Origin of the sequence: Methylobacterium hispanicum (genome assembly GCF_022179285.1) — a bacterium.
GTDB lineage: Bacteria > Pseudomonadota > Alphaproteobacteria > Rhizobiales > Beijerinckiaceae > Methylobacterium > Methylobacterium hispanicum.
The window spans coordinates 48202-62998 of record NZ_BPQO01000025.1 but is presented as its reverse complement, the minus strand read 5'-3'; the positions used below and the strand labels follow the sequence as shown (position 1 = coordinate 62998).

Below are 14797 nucleotides of genomic sequence, written 5' to 3'. Positions count from 1 at the left end.
GCGGGGCCGGGAAGGCGGCAGAGCCGCCGCGTCCTCCCTCCCCCGCCGAGGGGGGAGGGAGGACGCGGCGCGCTCAGCCCGCAACCAGACTCAACTGCCGGATCGGCCGCTCGGGAGCCAGCCCCTGCGCCGCCGCGATGATGCCGCGGGCGTCGATGCCGAAATGGCGGTAGAGGTCCGCCACCGTGCCGGTCTGGCCGAACTGCGCCACGCCGAGCGCCCGGGTGCGGTGGCCGTGCACGGAGCCGAGCCAGCCCAGCGTTGCCGGGTGCCCGTCGATCACCGTGACGAGGCCGCAATGGCGCGGCAGGCGCCCGAGCAGGGCCTCGACGTGGCTCTCGGCCCCCCGCTCGCCGCGCTCGCGCGCGCCCTGGGCTGCGCTCCAGCCGGCGTGCAGACGGTCGGCCGAGGTTACGGCCAGCAGCCCGACGTCGCGCCGGTCCTCGGCCATGCGGCCGACCGCCTCGATCGCCTCGGGCGCCACCGCGCCCGTATAGGCGACCACGACCTCGCAGTTCGGCCCCGGCTCGCGCAGCCAGTAGGCGCCCGCGACGATCGCGTCCGACAGATCCGCCGAGAGCGCGCGGTTGGGCTGCTCCAGGCCGCGGGTTGAGAGGCGCAGGTAGACCGAGCCGCCGGCCTTGCCGTCGCGCTGCACGTAGTCGAGGGCGTGGGCCAGGATCGCCGACAGCTCGTCGACGAAGGCCGGCTCGTAGCTGGCGAGTCCCGGCTGCGACAGGCCGATCAGCGGCGTGCCGATCGACTGGTGGGCGCCGCCCTCCGGCGCCAGGGTCACGCCGGAGGGCGTGGCCGCGATGATGAAGCGGGCATCTTGGTAGCAGGCGTAGTTCAGGGCGTCCAAGCCGCGGGCGATGAAGGGGTCGTAGAGCGTGCCGATCGGGATCAGCCGCTCGCCGAAGAGGCGATGCGAGAGCCCGAGCCCGGAGAGCAGCAGGAACAGGTTCATCTCGGCGATGCCGAGTTCGATGTGCTGGCCTTGTGCCGAGAAATCCCAGGTGAAGGTCGAGGGGATGCGCTCGGCCCGGAACAGGTCGCGCAATTCCTCGCGGGCGAAGAGGCCGCGCCGGTTCACCCAGCCGCCGAGATTGGTCGAGACGGTGACGTCCGGCGAGGTGGTGACGATGCGTTCCGTGATCGGCGCGTCCGAACGGGCGAGATCGTTCAGGATCATGCCGAAGCCCGCTTGCGTCGAGAGCGTCGGCTGGCGCGGGCAAGGGAAACCCTGCGGCACGGGGAGCCGTGCGGCGTCGCGCAGGCGCGGGCCCTCGCGGAAGAAGGGCGCCCGGTCGATGAAGCGGCGCAGCTCCGCTTCGGCCAACCGAGTCCCCGCGAAGGGCTCCCATTCCTGGCCCGCCGGCACGCCCCGGCTCTCGCGGAACAGCTCGGTCTGGGCGGGGGTGAGCAGGCCCGAATGGTTGTCCTTGTGGCCGGCGAGCGGCAGGCCGTAGCCCTTCACCGTGTAGGCGATGAACACGGTCGGGCGGTCGTTGTCGGCACCCTCGAAGGCCTTCAGCAGGTTGACGAGGTCGTGCCCGCCGAGATTGCCCATGAGTTCGGCGAGCTGGTCGTCGCTGCGCCGGTCGAGGAGCGCGAGGCCATCGGCATCGTCGGCCAGATCCTGGGTGAGCCGCCGCCGCCAGGCCGCCCCGCCCTGGAAGGTCAGCGCCGCGTAGAGCTGGTTCGGCGCCGTGTCGATCCAGGCCCGCAGCCGTTCACCGCCCGCTTCCGCGAAGGCCGCGTCCATCAGGCTCCCGTATTTGAGAACCACTACGTCCCAGCCGAAGGACCGAAAGATCTCCTCGAAGCGGCTGTAGAGGCCCTCGCGGATCACCGCGTCGAGGCTCTGGCGGTTGTAGTCGATGATCCACCAGGTCTTGCGCAACCCGTGCTTCCAGCCCTCCATCAGGGCCTCGAAGATGTTGCCCTCGTCCATCTCGGCGTCGCCCAAGAGCGCCACCATGCGGCCCTCCGGCCGGTCGAGGCCCCAGCCGTGGGCGCGGACGTAGTCGCGCACGAGGCTGCCGAACAGCGTCTGGGCCACGCCGAGGCCGACCGAGCCCGTCGAGAAATCGACGTCGTCGGTGTCCTTGGTCCGCGAGGGATACGATTGAACGCCACCAAAACCGCGAAAATTCTCCAGCTTCTCCCGGGTCTGGCGACCGGCGAGGTACTGGAGCGCGTGGAAGACCGGGCCGGCATGGGGCTTCACCGCCACCCGGTCCTCTGGGCGGAGCACGCCGAAGTAGAGCGCCGTCATGATCGTCGCCAGCGAGGCCGAGGAGGCCTGATGGCCGCCGACCTTCATGCCGTCGCGGTTCGGGCGCAGGTGGTTGGCGTTGTGGATCATCCAGGTCGAGAGCCACAGCGCCTTGCGCTCCAGCTCGGCGAGGTAGGGCAGGCGCGGGTCTGTCTGGCGCGGGTCGGTCATCGGGCTTCAGCCTCGTCGGGTGCGCAGGAAATCTGGCACCGGACCGCCAGCAGGAATTGCCAAATGCGCTGTGCGCGCGCGAGATTTCGGCGGGATCTGCCAATCGAGGGCGGAGAAGGAGTGCTTTCATGCCGGAACGGCGGATCGACGCGATCGACCGGAAGATCCTGGCCGAGCTGCAGCGCGACGGCCGCATCACGATCCAGGATCTCGCGGGGCGCGTCGGCCTCTCGTCCTCCCCGGCGCTCCGCCGGATCCGGATGCTGGAGGAGGCCGGCATCCTCAGGGGCTACGTGGCGCTGGTCGATCAGGCCAAGGTCGGGCTGCCGATCAGCGTGTTCGCCTCGGTGAAGCTGGAGCGCCAGCGCGAGGAGGAACTCGACCGCTTCGCCGAGGCGGTGGCGCGCTGGCCGGAGGTGGTCGAGTGCTACCTGATGACCGGGCGGCACGACTATCTCGTGCGGGTGGTGGTGCCGGATCTCGCCGCCTACGAGCGCTTCCTGAAGGACAAGCTCACGCGCCTCGACGGCGTCGGCTCGATCGAGTCGAGCTTCGCGCTGGGCCAGGTGAAGTACACGAACGCCCTTCCGGTGTGAGCGTGGCCCGGGACCGTTACGCCGCCGGCACCAGCAGCAAGCCATGGCCGTCCGGCCCCTCCGCGTAGGCGACGCCCGCGGCCCGGCGCACCGGGCAGCCCGCCCCGGCCAGCGCGTCCGCCGCCGCGTCGAGATCGCGGACCGCGAGGACGAGGCGGCCGGAGGCGCGGTCGCGGGGACCGTAGGGCGTCGGGCCGGATGCGGCCGGGCGGCGGTAGTGCAGCAGTTCGAGATGGGGCGTTCCGGAGCCCGCCGGCTCCAGGGCGAGCACGTCGACCTCCGGGTCGAGGAGACCGTCGAGCCGGGCCTGCGCCTCGCCGCGGTTGAGCCCGCGCTGGACGACGCGGAAGCCGAGGGCGTCGCGGAAGATTGCGAGCGCCCGGTCGAGATCGGTCACGGCGAGCGCCGAGTGGTCGATGCCGAGGAAGAGCCCGGGCGCGTCCCGCCAGCGCGCGGCCGGCGCGCCGCCGGGGAAGTGGATCAGCTCGACCGGGTGGCCGTCCGGATCGCGGACCTTGAAGGCGGTGACGCCGCCGGAGGATGCGGGCAGCGCCTGCGGGCCGTCCGTGCCGATCGGTGCCGGATGGTGGGCGATGAGACGCGCGGCGGCCGGCTCCATGGCGCGCACCGGGATCGCGACGTGCTGGAAGACCGGGTCGTTCGCGCCTGCCCCGGGCGGATAGGGCGCTCCGGCCGGGTCGAAGGCCAGGAAGGCGAGCCTCTGGCGCCCGAGGCGCATCCGCAGCCGCCGCGTGGCGGTGCCGGCGAGCCCCAAAGCCGCGAGGATCGGCTCCGGGGCCGGCTCGGGCGGTGCGATCGCCGCGAAGCCGAGCGCGTCGCGGTAGAAGGCCTCTGTCCGCCCGAGATCCGCCACCGTGCGGCTCACCGCGACGATGCCGCGGACGAGCGGTGGGTCCTGCCGGTCCTGCGCCATCGCCCGCCCTCCTCCGCACGGGGGCGATATAGGGCTCTCACGCGCGCGGGACGCCCCGGCCCAGGCCCCGCCGGCGCCGTGGGACGGGCGGTGGCGGGGGCTCGTCCGCGGCGAGGTCGTCGAGGATCGGGCAATCCGGCCGCGCGTCGCCGCAGCAGGTTGCCGCGAGGTGTTCCAGGGTGCGGGCCATGCCTTCGAGCTCGGTGATCCGCTGCCGCAGGACGGCGATCTGCTCGAGAGCGATCGCCTTCACGCCGGCGCTCGGGCGGCCGCGGTCGCGCCAGAGGGCGAGGAGGTCCGCGATGGCCTCCACGCTGAAGCCGAGGTCGCGGGCGCGCCGCACGAAGCGCAGGGTGTGGATGTCGGCCTCGCCGTAGGTGCGATAGCCGGATTCCAGGCGGGCGGCGGGGGCCAGCAGGCCGGTCTCCTCGTACCAGCGGATCATCTTGGCCGAGACGCCGGTGAGACGGGCCGCCTCGCCGATGGTGACGCGCTGCTCGCTCATGCGAGGCTCCTTGCGGGGTTCCCCGCCGGGACGGCGCGTCCGCCCGCCCGGCGCAGGCGCAGCGCGTTGCCGAGGACGAAGGTGCTGGACAGCGCCATCGCGCCCGCGGCGAGAACCGGCGACAGGCTCGGGCCGCCGACGATCGCGAGCGCGCCAGCCGCAACCGGGATCAGCGCGACGTTGTAGGCGAAGGCCCAGAACAGGTTCTGGCCGATGTTGCGCATCACGGCCCGCGACAGGGACAGCGCCTCCACGAGCGCGCCGGGATCGCCCGCCATCAGCACCACGTCCGCGCTCTCGACCGCGATGTCGGTGCCGGTGCCGATGGCGAGCCCGACATCGGCCTCGGCGAGCGCCGACGCGTCGTTGATGCCGTCGCCCACGAAGGCGGCGGGGCCGTTCGCGGCCCGCAACGCCCGAAGCGCCTCGACCTTGCCGGCCGGCAGCATCTCCGCCGAGACCGCGTCGATGCCGAGGTCCCGGGCCACCGCCTCGGCGGCGCGCCGGTCGTCGCCCGTCAGCATCGCGATCGTGAGGCCGCCCGCGCGCAGCGCCGCCACCGCCGCGCGGGCGCCGGCCTTGAGCGGGTCGGAGACCGCGAGCACCGCGACGTGGCGCCCGTCGAGCGCCACGTGCAGCGGGCTGCGCCCCTGGGCCGAGAGCGCGTCGGCCCGCGCCGCCAGCTCCGGATCGGCCGCGATGCCGAGCCGGTCGAGCCAGCGCCGGGCGCCGACCGCGACCGCCCGGCCCCCGACCCGGCCGCGCACGCCGTGCCCGGCCTCCGCCTCGAAGCCCTCAGGCTCGGGGATCGCGAGGCCGCGCGCCCGCGCCTCCGCCACGATCGCGGCGGCGACCGGGTGCTCGGAGCGGCTCTCCAGCCCGGCGGCGAGGCTCAGGGTCTCGGCCGCGTCGCGGCCCGGCGCGGCGACGAGGTCGGTGAGGCGCGGATGCCCCTCGGTCAGGGTGCCGGTCTTGTCCAGGGCGACGACGCGCACGCCCGCCAAGCGCTGCAGCGCCGTGCCGTCGCGGAACAGGATGCCGCGCCGCGCCGCGCGGCCGGTGCCGACCATGATCGAGGTGGGCGTGGCGAGCCCCATGGCGCAGGGGCAGGCGATGATCAGCACCGCGATGGCGTGGACGAGGGCCGGTCCGAGGGCGGGCGCGGGCGCCAGGACGAGCCAGGCCGCGAAGGTCGCGAGCGCGGCCACGATCACGGCCGGCACGAAGCGCCCGGTCACCCGGTCGACCAGGGCCTGGATCGGGAGCTTGGCCCCTTGCGCCCGCTCGACCATGCGGGCGATCTGGGCGAGCACCGTGTCGGCGCCGACCGAGCCGACCCGCAGGTCGAGGCTGCCGCCCTGGTTGAGCGTGCCGCCGACGGTCGCCGCGCCCGGCGCCTTGCGCACCGGTGCCGGCTCGCCGGTCACCATGCTCTCGTCCACGAAGCTCTCGCCCGCCACCACGACGCCGTCCGCCGCGACGCGCTCGCCGGGGCGGACCCGCACCACGTCGCCGACCTTCAGCTCGGCGAGCCCGACCTGCGCCTCCGCGCCGTCCCGCACCACGCGGGCGGTCGTCGGGGCGAGGTCCAGAAGCCGGGCGATGGCCTCGCCGGTGCGGCCGCGCGCCCGCGCCTCCAGGCTGCGCCCGAGCAGGATCAGGGTGACGATGAGGACGCTCGCCTCGAAGTAGAGATGCCGGCTGCCCGTGGGCAGCAGGTCCGGCGCGACGGTCGCGGCCAGCGAGTAGAGGTAGGCCGCGCCCGAGCCCAGCGCCACGAGGGCGTTCATGTCCGGGTGCCCGCGCAGCAAACCGGGCAGCCCTTGCGCGAAGAAGCGCCGTCCGGGGCCGGCGAGCACCAGCGTCGCGAGCCCGGCCTGGAGCCAGGCGGCGCCGTCGGCCCCGAGAAGGCTCGCCACCGCGTGGTGGAAGCCCGGGGCGAGGTGGCCCCCCATGTCGAGCACCACCACCGGCAGGGCGAGCAGCGCGGCGGCCAGGACGTCGCGGCGCAACGCCCGCGCCTCCCGGGCCCGGGCCTCGTCCGGGGCGGGCGGGGCCTGCGCGTCCAGGGGCTCGGCCGTGTAGCCCGCCGCCGCGACCGCGGCGACGAGGTCGGCGGGATCGACGATCCCGGCGCGGTGGCGCACGACGGCCCGGCCCGTCGCGAGGTTGACCACGGCCCCGCCGACGCCCGGCACGGCCGCCAGCGCGCGCTCGACGCGGCCGACGCAGGCGGCGCAGGAGAGGCCCGAGACGGCGAGCACGGTCTCGGTCCCGGGCACGGCGTAGCCCGCCGCCTCCACGGCCTCGGCGGCGTCGGCGGGCGCGGCGCCGGGTCCGAGGAGCAGGCTCGCCCGGCCCGTGGCGAGGTTGACGCTGACCGCGCTGGCGCCCGGCAGGCGGCCGAGCGCGCGCTCGACGCGGCCGACGCAGGAGGCGCAGGTGAGGCCCTCGACCGGGAAGCTGACAGGTGCGGCGCTCTGTGCGGACATGGTGGAACGGGAACCGGCGGAACGGGGATCAGTCTCCATGCCCGAACATGTGGCCCTTCCCATGATGGGAAGGTCAAGGGCCGCCGCGCCGCCCGCCGCGCCGCCCGCCGCGCCACCCGCCGCGGCGGCCGTCCGTCCGTCCGGGCACGGCCCTACGCCCCCGCGCCCTCCCTCTGCCCCGCGCTTCCCGGTTCCGGCTCGGGCCGCGCGGGCAGGACCACCCGGACCGTCGTCCCGACATCGAGCGTGCTCTCGATCTGCAGTCGGCCCTGGTGGCGGTTCAGGCTGTGCTTCACGATGGCGAGGCCGAGCCCCGTGCCGCCCTTCTCGCGGCTGGAGGCCACGTTCACCCGGTAGAAGCGCTCGGTCAGCCGCGGGATGTGCTCGGGCGCGATGCCGGGCCCGTCGTCCTGCACGGTGAGGACGATCTCGGGGCCGTGCCGACCCTCCGCGCGGGCGAGCCCCACCGCGACGCGCCCGCCGCCGTACCGCACGGCGTTCTCCACGAGGTTCTCGACCACGCGCGCCAGCTCGTCGGGCTCGCCCAGCACCGGGAAGGCCCCCGCCCCCGCGAAGGTCACGGCGACGCCCCGCTCGGCGGCGAGCGGGGCCTGCATCTCGACCATCTGGCGGGCGAGGCTCCCGAAATCGACCGGCTTCGTCGGCGGCATGTGCTCGCGCAGCTCGATGCGCGAGAGCGAGAGCAGGTCGTCGATCAGCCGTGTCATGCGCTGGGCCTGGGCGCGCATGATGTCGAGGAAGCGCTCGCGGGCGGGCGCGTCGTTGCGGGCGGGCCCCTGCAGGGTCTCGATGAAGCCGAGCAGCGAGGCCAGCGGCGTGCGCAGCTCGTGGCTCGCGTTGGCGACGAAATCGACCCGCATCGCCTCCAGGCGCCGGGCCGCGGTGAGGTCGCGCAGGAACAGGACCACGTTCGGCCCCGACCCGTCCGGCATGGCGAGCGCGCCGACCTGCACCTCGAAGGCGCGCTCGGTCGGCACGCGGGTGGCGTAGGCGACCTTGAGGGGCTCGCCCGTGCGCAGAACCTCCTCGATGCCGTCGAGCACGTCGGGCGCGCGCAGGCCGAAGGAGAGCGGGTGGCGCAGGCGCATGGCCGGCAGCAGGGCGCGCGCCGCCGGGTTCGCCTCGATCACCACCGCGCGGCGGTCCACGAGGATGACCGGATCGGGCACGTGGGCGAGCAGCGCCTCGGCGATGACGTGGCGCTCGGCGCTCGGGCGCAGCGGCTCCGGCACGGTGGCGCTCCGGCGTCGCGCGCCCGCGAGGCCGCCGAGGCAGGCCGCCGCTAGGGCCGCCAGGACGAGGGAGCCGTCGAGGGCGCCGACGAGCCAGGCGGCCGCCAGCGTCAGGCCGGCGGCGAGCGCGGCGCCGGTCCAGGCGGCTTGGGAGACGGCGTCGCGGCCCATCTCACCCGGCCCGCACCGGCTAGCGGCCGCCCAGGCGGCGCTTCGCCTCGAAGGCGCCGAGCATCAGCAGGGCGACGCCGAAGGGCACGAGGTAGTAGCAGACCCGGAACAGGAGGAGCGAGCCGAGGACTTGGTCGCGCGGCAGGCTGGAGAGGGCGACCAAGATGGTCGATTCGAACACGCCCGCGCCCCCCGGCACGTTCGAGGCGATGCCGAGCATCGCGGCCAGCACGTAGATCGCCAGGAAGGTGGTGAAGCCGATGGTGAGCCCGTCCGGCAGCAGCACGTAGAGCACGGCCGCCGCCGCGCAGACGTCGCCGATCCCCACGATCATCTGGCCGATCGACACCGAGGCGCCGGGCAGTTCGAGCCGCCAGTGCCTCACGGTCACGCTGCGGCGCTTGGCCGAGACCCAGGCGAGGTAGCCGAGCACGGCGGCCAAAGCCGCCAGCCCCACGCCCTGGTTGATCCGGATCGACGTGAAGGCGAGCCCCGCGAGCTGGCCCGCCTCGATCACGAGGCTGAGGCCCAGCACCACGCCCATGCCGAGCCAGAAGGTGAAGCCCGCGATCACCGTGAGCGCGGCGATCTTGGCGGCGTTGAGCCCGTGGCGGGCGTAGATCCAGTAGCGGATCGTGCCCGCTGTGAAGAGCGCGAAGCCCAGCGTGAAGCTCACCGCGTAGCTCGTGAACGAGGCGAGCGCGGTGATCCCGTAGGGCACGCTCACCCGGAGCTGGCGTAGGGCCAGCGCGTCGTAGCCGGTGAGGAAGAGGTAGCTCACGAAGACGAAGCCGAAGGCGATGGCGAACTGCGTGCCCGTCTTCTCCGCCATCGCGGCGTGCAGGTCGGCCCAGGTGATGTCCTGCGCGAGGTGCCAGAGCACCCCGAGCGAGACCACGAAGAGCACGACGCTCGCGACCGTGCCGATCCAGGCGTAGCGGCGGCGGCCGCGCGGGCGCGCGGCCTCCGGCACGCCGGCCCCGCGCGCCGCGGCGTCGGCGTCGATGGCCTCGGCCCCCTCGATCGCCGGGCGATGCTGGCCCTGGACGTTCATGCCGATCGTTGTCCGCCTTCCTCCGGAGCGGCCGCCCGCCTCGCGACGAGACGACGGCGCCGGGCCGGCATCCGCGGACCTGCCCGGAAACCTGCCTGTGTGTCGGGTCCGCGGGCTCGGCCGCGGCTTGTCGCCCGCATGTAGGACCTGCGGCCGCCGATGACCAGCGACGCCGCGCGCCCTCCACGGTCCTGTGCGGCCGCGTCAGGAGGCAGCGATGCCCGCGCGAGATGTCCGCAGGATGACGGCGGCCTCCTCCATCCCCGCCCGGATGCGTTCCGGGACGGCGGGCGCTGTGCAGACGTAGGTCGGGCTCGGATGCGGCACGCCGACCACCGGCAATCCCGGCCGCAGGGCCTCGAACGCGGGACGCGCCTCCCCGGCGAAGCGCCCGGCCAGCACCGCCACCGCGAGGCCGGGCAGGAGGTCGAGGAGGGGGCCAAGGTAGGGTTCGGCCGCGCGCAGCTCCGCCCGGCGCGGGGCGCGGTTGAGCGCGCCGGGGGCGTGGATCACCCAGGGCACGACGTTCCAGATCAGGGTGTCGGCCCGGGGGATGCCGGCCTCGGCGAGGAAGCGGAACAGGTTCGCGGCGGTGCCGGTGGCGCTGTCGCGGGTGACGAAGCCGGTGCGGACGACCGCGGGGCCCGGCGTCTCCAAGAGGAGGAGCATCCGGGCGTTGACGCCGCCGTCGAGCGGATCGGGGTCGGGGACGGGCGCTCGCCGCTCGTCTGCTATGCGCCGGGCGAGCGCGCGGATGGGGGCGATGTGGGGGGCATCCACCAGGGCACGGCGCGCGGCGAGCGCCGCCGGATCGCGCAGGGATTTCGGCTGGTCGGGCGCGAGCCCGGTCATCCGGTCCCGTCGCGCAGCGCCGCGAGGTCCGGCGGCGGCGATCCGGAGAGGCGGAGGCGCTCGCGTCCTTCCTCTTGCGCCAGCCGCGCCTCCAAACCGGCCGGGCCGCCGAACTGGAAGCCGATCTGGCTGGCATAGGCGGCGCAGGCCCGGAGCTTGGCGGCTTCCCCCGCCGCATCGAGCGCGAAGACGATCTCGGGCAGGTCGACGAAGAGCGCGCCCAGGGGCTGCTTCGGCTCGGCCGTCCGCACCGTGTAGGGAAAATCGCGCCACCACAGGACCGGCAGGGCGTAGCCGAGCCCGCGCAGGGCTTCGACCATCCGCACGTGATCGACATGGCCGCCGATCGCCTGCGGGGCGAGGAGGAGGTCCGGCGCGGTCCCGGCGATCAGGTCCGCCAGGGCGGGGGCGAGCGTCTCGGCGATCGCGTCGTCCGCCCGCGGCGCCGCGAACAGCTCCGGCGCCGAGCCGTAGCCTCGGTGCGGCGCCTCGCGGAAGGGCAGGTGCACGGGCGGGGCGATGCCGAGATGGCGTGCGGCTTCCGCGTCCTCGGCCCGGCGTAGCGCCATGTAGTCGATCTCCGGCCCGAGCCCCTTGTCGAGCTGGCAGGCCAGCGCGAAGCCTCGCGGATCGGGCACCGAGGCGGTGAACACCGTCGCCATCACCACCCGCCAGCCGTTCGCTGCGAGCCGGTTCAGCGTCCCGCCGCACGAGAAGGCGGCGTCGTCGAGATGGGGCGAGAGGGCGAGGGCTGTGGGCAAGAGGCGTACGGTCTCGTGCGGTCAGAGCAGGTGCGGCTCGGCGCGGAAGCGGCAGGCCGGATCGTGCGGCAACGCCTCGGCGAAGTCCGTGTGCGGCGCCTCCGCCCGCACCGCGGCGTAGACCTCCATGATCTGCCGGCCGACCGCGCTCCACGAATAGACCCGGCGGCACTCCTCCAGTCCGGCTTGCGCGATGCGGCGGCGGAGCCGCCCGTCCTCCACGATCCGGGTGAGCGCGCGCGCCAGCGCCGGCACGTCGCCGGGGTTCACCAGCAGCCCGTTCTCCTCGTCGCGCAGGCAGTCCGAGACACCGACCGAGTGCGTGGAGACGCAGGCGAGCCCCGCCGCCATCGCCTCGAGAATGGTGTTCGAGAAACCCTCCGCGTAGGTCGGCGAGACGAAGACGTCGGCCGCCCGATAGAGGTCCGGCACCGTGGCGTAGTCGGCGTAGCCGGTGAAGCGGATCGCGTCCTCGGAGAATCCAAGGCGCTGGGCGAGCTCCCGCGACGGATCGACGTCCGGCCCGATGCCGGAGATGGTCGCCGCGAAGCGCGTCCCCTGCTCCCGGAGCAGCGCCAGCGCCTCGATGAAGTCGAGCACGCCTTTCCGGCGGTCGACGCGGCCGTGGTAGAACAGGCGCACCGGCCCCTCATGGGCGGCCGGCAGCCCGTCGCCCGTCCCCTGCGTGAAGCGCGCGGTGTCGACCGCGCCCGGCACGATGGTGAAGCGGGCCGGATCCGAGCCGAGGCGCTCGCAGACCTCCTCCACGAAGGATCGTCCGCCGATCAGCAGGGCGTTGGCGTGGGCCAGGACCTCGCACATCGCGACCCGGTGGGTCTCGCAGCAGGAGCCGACCCAGTGCCCGTCGCCGCCCTGGATCGAGACAACGTTCGGCACGCCGAGGCGCTTGGAGGCGAGGAGCGTCGCCCAGCCGGTCGGGTAGCCGTACTGCGCGTGGAGCACGTCGAAGGGGGCCCGCGCGTGCTCGGCACAGATCGTCCCGACCATCGTGTCGATGTCGCGCTCGAAGTCGCCGCTCTCCTGCTCGCCGAGCTGTTCGAGGCCGATCACGCGCACGCCGGGCACGGACGGGGGCGGGCCGCCGCCGTAGACGCGGGTGCCGAAGGCATCGCCCCGGTACTGCGAGATCATCGTGACGTCGTGGCCGGCCTGGACCAGTTCGCGCAGCAGGTTCTGCGCGTAGACGCTCATGCCGGATATCGCCGGGAAGTAGCGCCGGCTGACGAAGCAGATCCTCATTGCGGGCGGGTCTCCTGCACCGGCAGGTCCGCGCCGGGGCCGCGGCAGGCGCGCAGGTAGGCGAGCGCCTCGGGGATCATCCGGTCGGCCCGGTGGCTCTCGCGGGACAGCTCGACGCAGATCAGTTTCTCGTAGTTCACCGCTTCGAGCGCGTTCAGCACGCCCGGCACGTCCATGTCGCCCTCGCCGAAGGGCAGGTGGACGTGGACGCCGCGGGCCATGTCCTCGATCGCCACGGTGCCGATCCGGTCGGCGAACTCGTGCACGGCGGCTACCGGCTCGCGCTCGCCGGTGACGAGGCAGTGGCCGGTGTCGAGGGCGAGCCTGAGGCCCTCGATCCCCAGGGCGGCGTAGTCATCCAAGGTCTCGATCAGCATGCCGGGCTCGGGTTCGAGACAGGGCACGACGCCCTTGTCCGCGGCGTAGGCCACGACCTCGCGAAGCCCTTCCGAGAGCCAGCGGCGGGCCTCGTCGCGATCGACGCCGGGCTTGGGCACGCCGGCCCAGAACGAGACCGCCTCCGAGTGCAGCATCGCCCCGATATCGATGGCCCGCTTCAGGAAGCCGACGCGGCGGGCGCGGCCCGCGGCGTCGGCCGTCACCAGCGTCGGCTCGTGCTTGGCGGTGGGGTCGAGCAGGAAGCGGGCGCCGGTCTCGATCACCGAGCCGAGTTCGAGGCTCTGCAGGAGGCTGGATACGCGCCCCGCCTCCGCCGCCCAGTTCTCCGCGAACGGGTCGAGGTGGTGGATGTCGAGCGTCAGCGCCACGCCGTCGTAGCCCGCCGCCTTGATCAGCCGCAGGGCGTCGTCGAGCCGGTGGTTGGCGGCCCCGTTGGTGTTGTAGGCGAAGCGCAGGCTCATGCGGCGCGCCCCCTCTGCTCCAGCCGGAAGGGCGCGTGGTGCGATTCCGGCTCGCGGTAGAGCGGGTAGTGGCTGCCCACGATCTCCTCGGCCAGCGCGGTGTCGAAGAGCGGCTGGCCGCCGAAGCGCTCGATCGCCTCCGGCGTGAGACGCACCGGCCGCAGAGTCTCGCTGGCCTCGCCGAAGCGGATGAGCGGGTGCTCGCGCTCGAGGAGCTTGCGGGTGTTGCGCTCGCCGATCCGGTAGTAGCTCATGGTCTCGACCTCGAGCCCCGGCACGATCGCCTTGGCGACGCCGACGCCGCCGCCCGGCGGCGAGCAATCGACGTAGAGCACGTCGAAGCCGGCCTCCTCCAGCCGGTCGCAGGCGATCTTCCCGCGCGCGTGGCCGTCGGCGGCCTGCGTGCTCGGCAGTTCCGAGAAGCGCTTGGTGGAGCGCTCGGAATAGACCGTGCCGGCGAGGACGCCGTGCAGGCCTTCCGGCGGCAGCACGATCCAGTCGAGCATGGCCTTCAGCGCCCGGCTCTCCTCCAGGTCGAGGCTCGGCAGGGCCTTCTGGATGAAGGCGTCGACGTAGCCCGGCGGCGTGACCGTCCGGGCGAAGTCGAGGGGGCCGTGGCCGAAGCTCTTGCGCACGCGCGCCGCCTGGAATTCGAGCAGCGCCTTGCGCAGGGCCCGGTCGCGGTCCGGGTCGCAGGCCTCGCCGCAGGCCGAGAGGGCGATCGGGGCCGGCGCCCGGGCGAGGTCGGTGTCGTAGCCGACCACGTAGAGGTTGGTCAGGCCGAACTGGTCGGTGGCGAATTTCGGCAGGGCCCGGATGCCGAGGCTCTCCAGCCGCGCCAGCATCGCGGCGTTCTCGTCCGAGATCCCGTCCGCGAAGTCGAGCATCACGCCCTGGTCGAGGGCGCGGAACAGGAGGCCGTTGCCGTCGCGCTGCAGCAATTCCAGCACGCCGTGGCCGAGGGCGAAATCGAGGTCGGGGCCCGCGCCGAGGCCGTTGGTGATGAGATTCGTGAAGGGCGTGTAGCCCTCCGACAATTCGAAATAGTCGGTCGCCGCGATGTCGAGGGGCATCAGCACGGTCTCGCCCGTGCCGCGGCGGGTGGCGGGGGTCCATTCGAGCACCGTGCCGCGCCCGACCGGAGAGCCCGCGGGCAGGCAGAGCGTCAGCGGGTCGGCGACGGACCTCTCACCGAACACCCGGACGAGATCATCGTAGCTGCCGCGCTCCTTCTTGCGCGGCATGACGGCGAGCGAGGGCATCAGGTTCTCGGCGATCTCGGCCACCGCGCCGATCAGCGCCTCGTCGTCGGTGGCGCCGTAGCCGATGCCCGAGGGCATCGCGCCGACGAAGAAGGGATCGTCGAGGAAGAGCGAGACGAACCAGACCGGCACGCCGGTGCGGTCGAGGGGCGCGAGGTTGAAGCCGACGACGCGGCCCGGGGGCAGCACGTCGAGATAGGCCCGCACGGGGTCGGGCAGGCGCTCGGGCAGGCCCTCGATCCGGCGCGGGGCGCCGTAGCTGTAGGGCCGCGGCGCCTTGATGCGGGCGTGGCGGGCGCGGGCGTCCTGGTCCTGGTTGCCGGTCGTGGTCATGCATGCACCTCAGGA

The 14797-nt window shown here is 73.9% G+C and carries 12 protein-coding genes; 1 reads left to right on the top strand and 11 read right to left on the bottom strand.

All coding sequences use genetic code 11. From position 1 onward, the window contains the following. Positions 1-73: 73 nt before the first annotated feature. Positions 74-2449 (bottom strand): thiamine pyrophosphate-binding protein, encoded by a 2376-nt coding sequence (locus MFF56_RS23790; RefSeq protein ID WP_066918513.1) that lies wholly within the window; start codon positions 2447-2449, stop codon positions 74-76. A 128-nt stretch (positions 2450-2577) separates the two neighbouring features. Here MFF56_RS23790 and MFF56_RS23785 point away from each other — a divergent pair, with 128 nt between their 5' ends. Next, positions 2578-3045: an Lrp/AsnC family transcriptional regulator gene (locus MFF56_RS23785; RefSeq protein WP_066918511.1), complete on the top strand. Its 468-nt coding sequence runs from the start codon at positions 2578-2580 to the stop codon at positions 3043-3045. A gap of 16 nt (positions 3046-3061) precedes the next feature. On the opposite strand, the gene MFF56_RS23780 is transcribed toward MFF56_RS23785, so the two are convergent. From MFF56_RS23780 to MFF56_RS23735, 10 genes are all read right to left on the bottom strand, one after another. After that, positions 3062-3979, bottom strand: coding sequence for a VOC family protein (locus tag MFF56_RS23780; RefSeq protein WP_066918509.1), 918 nt, complete (start codon positions 3977-3979; stop codon positions 3062-3064). A 37-nt stretch (positions 3980-4016) separates the two neighbouring features. Continuing rightward, positions 4017-4484: a Cu(I)-responsive transcriptional regulator gene (gene cueR, locus MFF56_RS23775; RefSeq protein ID WP_066918507.1), complete on the bottom strand. Its 468-nt coding sequence runs from the start codon at positions 4482-4484 to the stop codon at positions 4017-4019. Next, positions 4481-6976 carry a heavy metal translocating P-type ATPase gene (locus tag MFF56_RS23770; RefSeq protein WP_238231413.1) on the bottom strand — a complete coding sequence of 832 codons (2496 nt, stop codon included), beginning with the start codon at positions 6974-6976 and terminating at the stop codon, positions 4481-4483. Before MFF56_RS23770 ends, cueR begins: the two co-directional genes overlap by 4 nt. Before the next feature lie 152 nt (positions 6977-7128). Continuing rightward, a complete protein-coding gene (locus tag MFF56_RS23765) occupies positions 7129-8400 on the bottom strand; it encodes an ATP-binding protein (RefSeq protein WP_066926754.1) in 1272 nt (423 codons plus the stop codon). A 19-nt stretch (positions 8401-8419) separates the two neighbouring features. Further along, positions 8420-9454 carry a putative bifunctional lysylphosphatidylglycerol flippase/synthetase gene (locus tag MFF56_RS23760; protein ID WP_066926752.1) on the bottom strand — a complete coding sequence of 345 codons (1035 nt, stop codon included), beginning with the start codon at positions 9452-9454 and terminating at the stop codon, positions 8420-8422. A 204-nt stretch (positions 9455-9658) separates the two neighbouring features. After that, positions 9659-10306: a uracil-DNA glycosylase gene (locus MFF56_RS23755; RefSeq protein WP_066926750.1), complete on the bottom strand. Its 648-nt coding sequence runs from the start codon at positions 10304-10306 to the stop codon at positions 9659-9661. Next, positions 10303-11067, bottom strand: coding sequence for a PIG-L deacetylase family protein (locus MFF56_RS23750; RefSeq protein ID WP_238231411.1), 765 nt, complete (start codon positions 11065-11067; stop codon positions 10303-10305). Before MFF56_RS23750 ends, MFF56_RS23755 begins: the two co-directional genes overlap by 4 nt. 21 nt (positions 11068-11088) lie before the next feature. Further along, positions 11089-12327: a glycosyltransferase family 4 protein gene (locus MFF56_RS23745; RefSeq protein ID WP_066927751.1), complete on the bottom strand. Its 1239-nt coding sequence runs from the start codon at positions 12325-12327 to the stop codon at positions 11089-11091. Then, positions 12324-13187 carry a sugar phosphate isomerase/epimerase family protein gene (locus MFF56_RS23740; RefSeq protein ID WP_066927753.1) on the bottom strand — a complete coding sequence of 288 codons (864 nt, stop codon included), beginning with the start codon at positions 13185-13187 and terminating at the stop codon, positions 12324-12326. The genes MFF56_RS23745 and MFF56_RS23740 overlap by 4 nt, the downstream gene beginning before the upstream one ends. Then, on the bottom strand, positions 13184-14782 hold the full coding sequence (locus tag MFF56_RS23735; protein ID WP_066927755.1) for a YcaO-like family protein: 1599 nt from the start codon (positions 14780-14782) through the stop codon (positions 13184-13186). The genes MFF56_RS23740 and MFF56_RS23735 overlap by 4 nt, the downstream gene beginning before the upstream one ends. Positions 14783-14797 lie beyond the last annotated feature (15 nt).

Bases quoted from the DNA above. Each gene is read 5' to 3' on its own strand.
- MFF56_RS23790 (WP_066918513.1), bottom strand. From the start codon at position 2,449: ATGACCGACCCGCGCCAGACAGACCCGCGCCTGCCCTACCTCGCCGAG.
- MFF56_RS23785 (WP_066918511.1), top strand. From the start codon at position 2,578: ATGCCGGAACGGCGGATCGACGCGATCGACCGGAAGATCCTGGCCGAG.
- MFF56_RS23780 (WP_066918509.1), bottom strand. From the start codon at position 3,979: ATGGCGCAGGACCGGCAGGACCCACCGCTCGTCCGCGGCATCGTCGCG.
- cueR (WP_066918507.1), bottom strand. From the start codon at position 4,484: ATGAGCGAGCAGCGCGTCACCATCGGCGAGGCGGCCCGTCTCACCGGC.
- MFF56_RS23770 (WP_238231413.1), bottom strand. From the start codon at position 6,976: ATGTCCGCACAGAGCGCCGCACCTGTCAGCTTCCCGGTCGAGGGCCTC.
- MFF56_RS23765 (WP_066926754.1), bottom strand. From the start codon at position 8,400: ATGGGCCGCGACGCCGTCTCCCAAGCCGCCTGGACCGGCGCCGCGCTC.
- MFF56_RS23760 (WP_066926752.1), bottom strand. From the start codon at position 9,454: ATGAACGTCCAGGGCCAGCATCGCCCGGCGATCGAGGGGGCCGAGGCC.
- MFF56_RS23755 (WP_066926750.1), bottom strand. From the start codon at position 10,306: ATGACCGGGCTCGCGCCCGACCAGCCGAAATCCCTGCGCGATCCGGCG.
- MFF56_RS23745 (WP_066927751.1), bottom strand. From the start codon at position 12,327: ATGAGGATCTGCTTCGTCAGCCGGCGCTACTTCCCGGCGATATCCGGC.
- MFF56_RS23740 (WP_066927753.1), bottom strand. From the start codon at position 13,187: ATGAGCCTGCGCTTCGCCTACAACACCAACGGGGCCGCCAACCACCGG.
- MFF56_RS23735 (WP_066927755.1), bottom strand. From the start codon at position 14,782: ATGACCACGACCGGCAACCAGGACCAGGACGCCCGCGCCCGCCACGCC.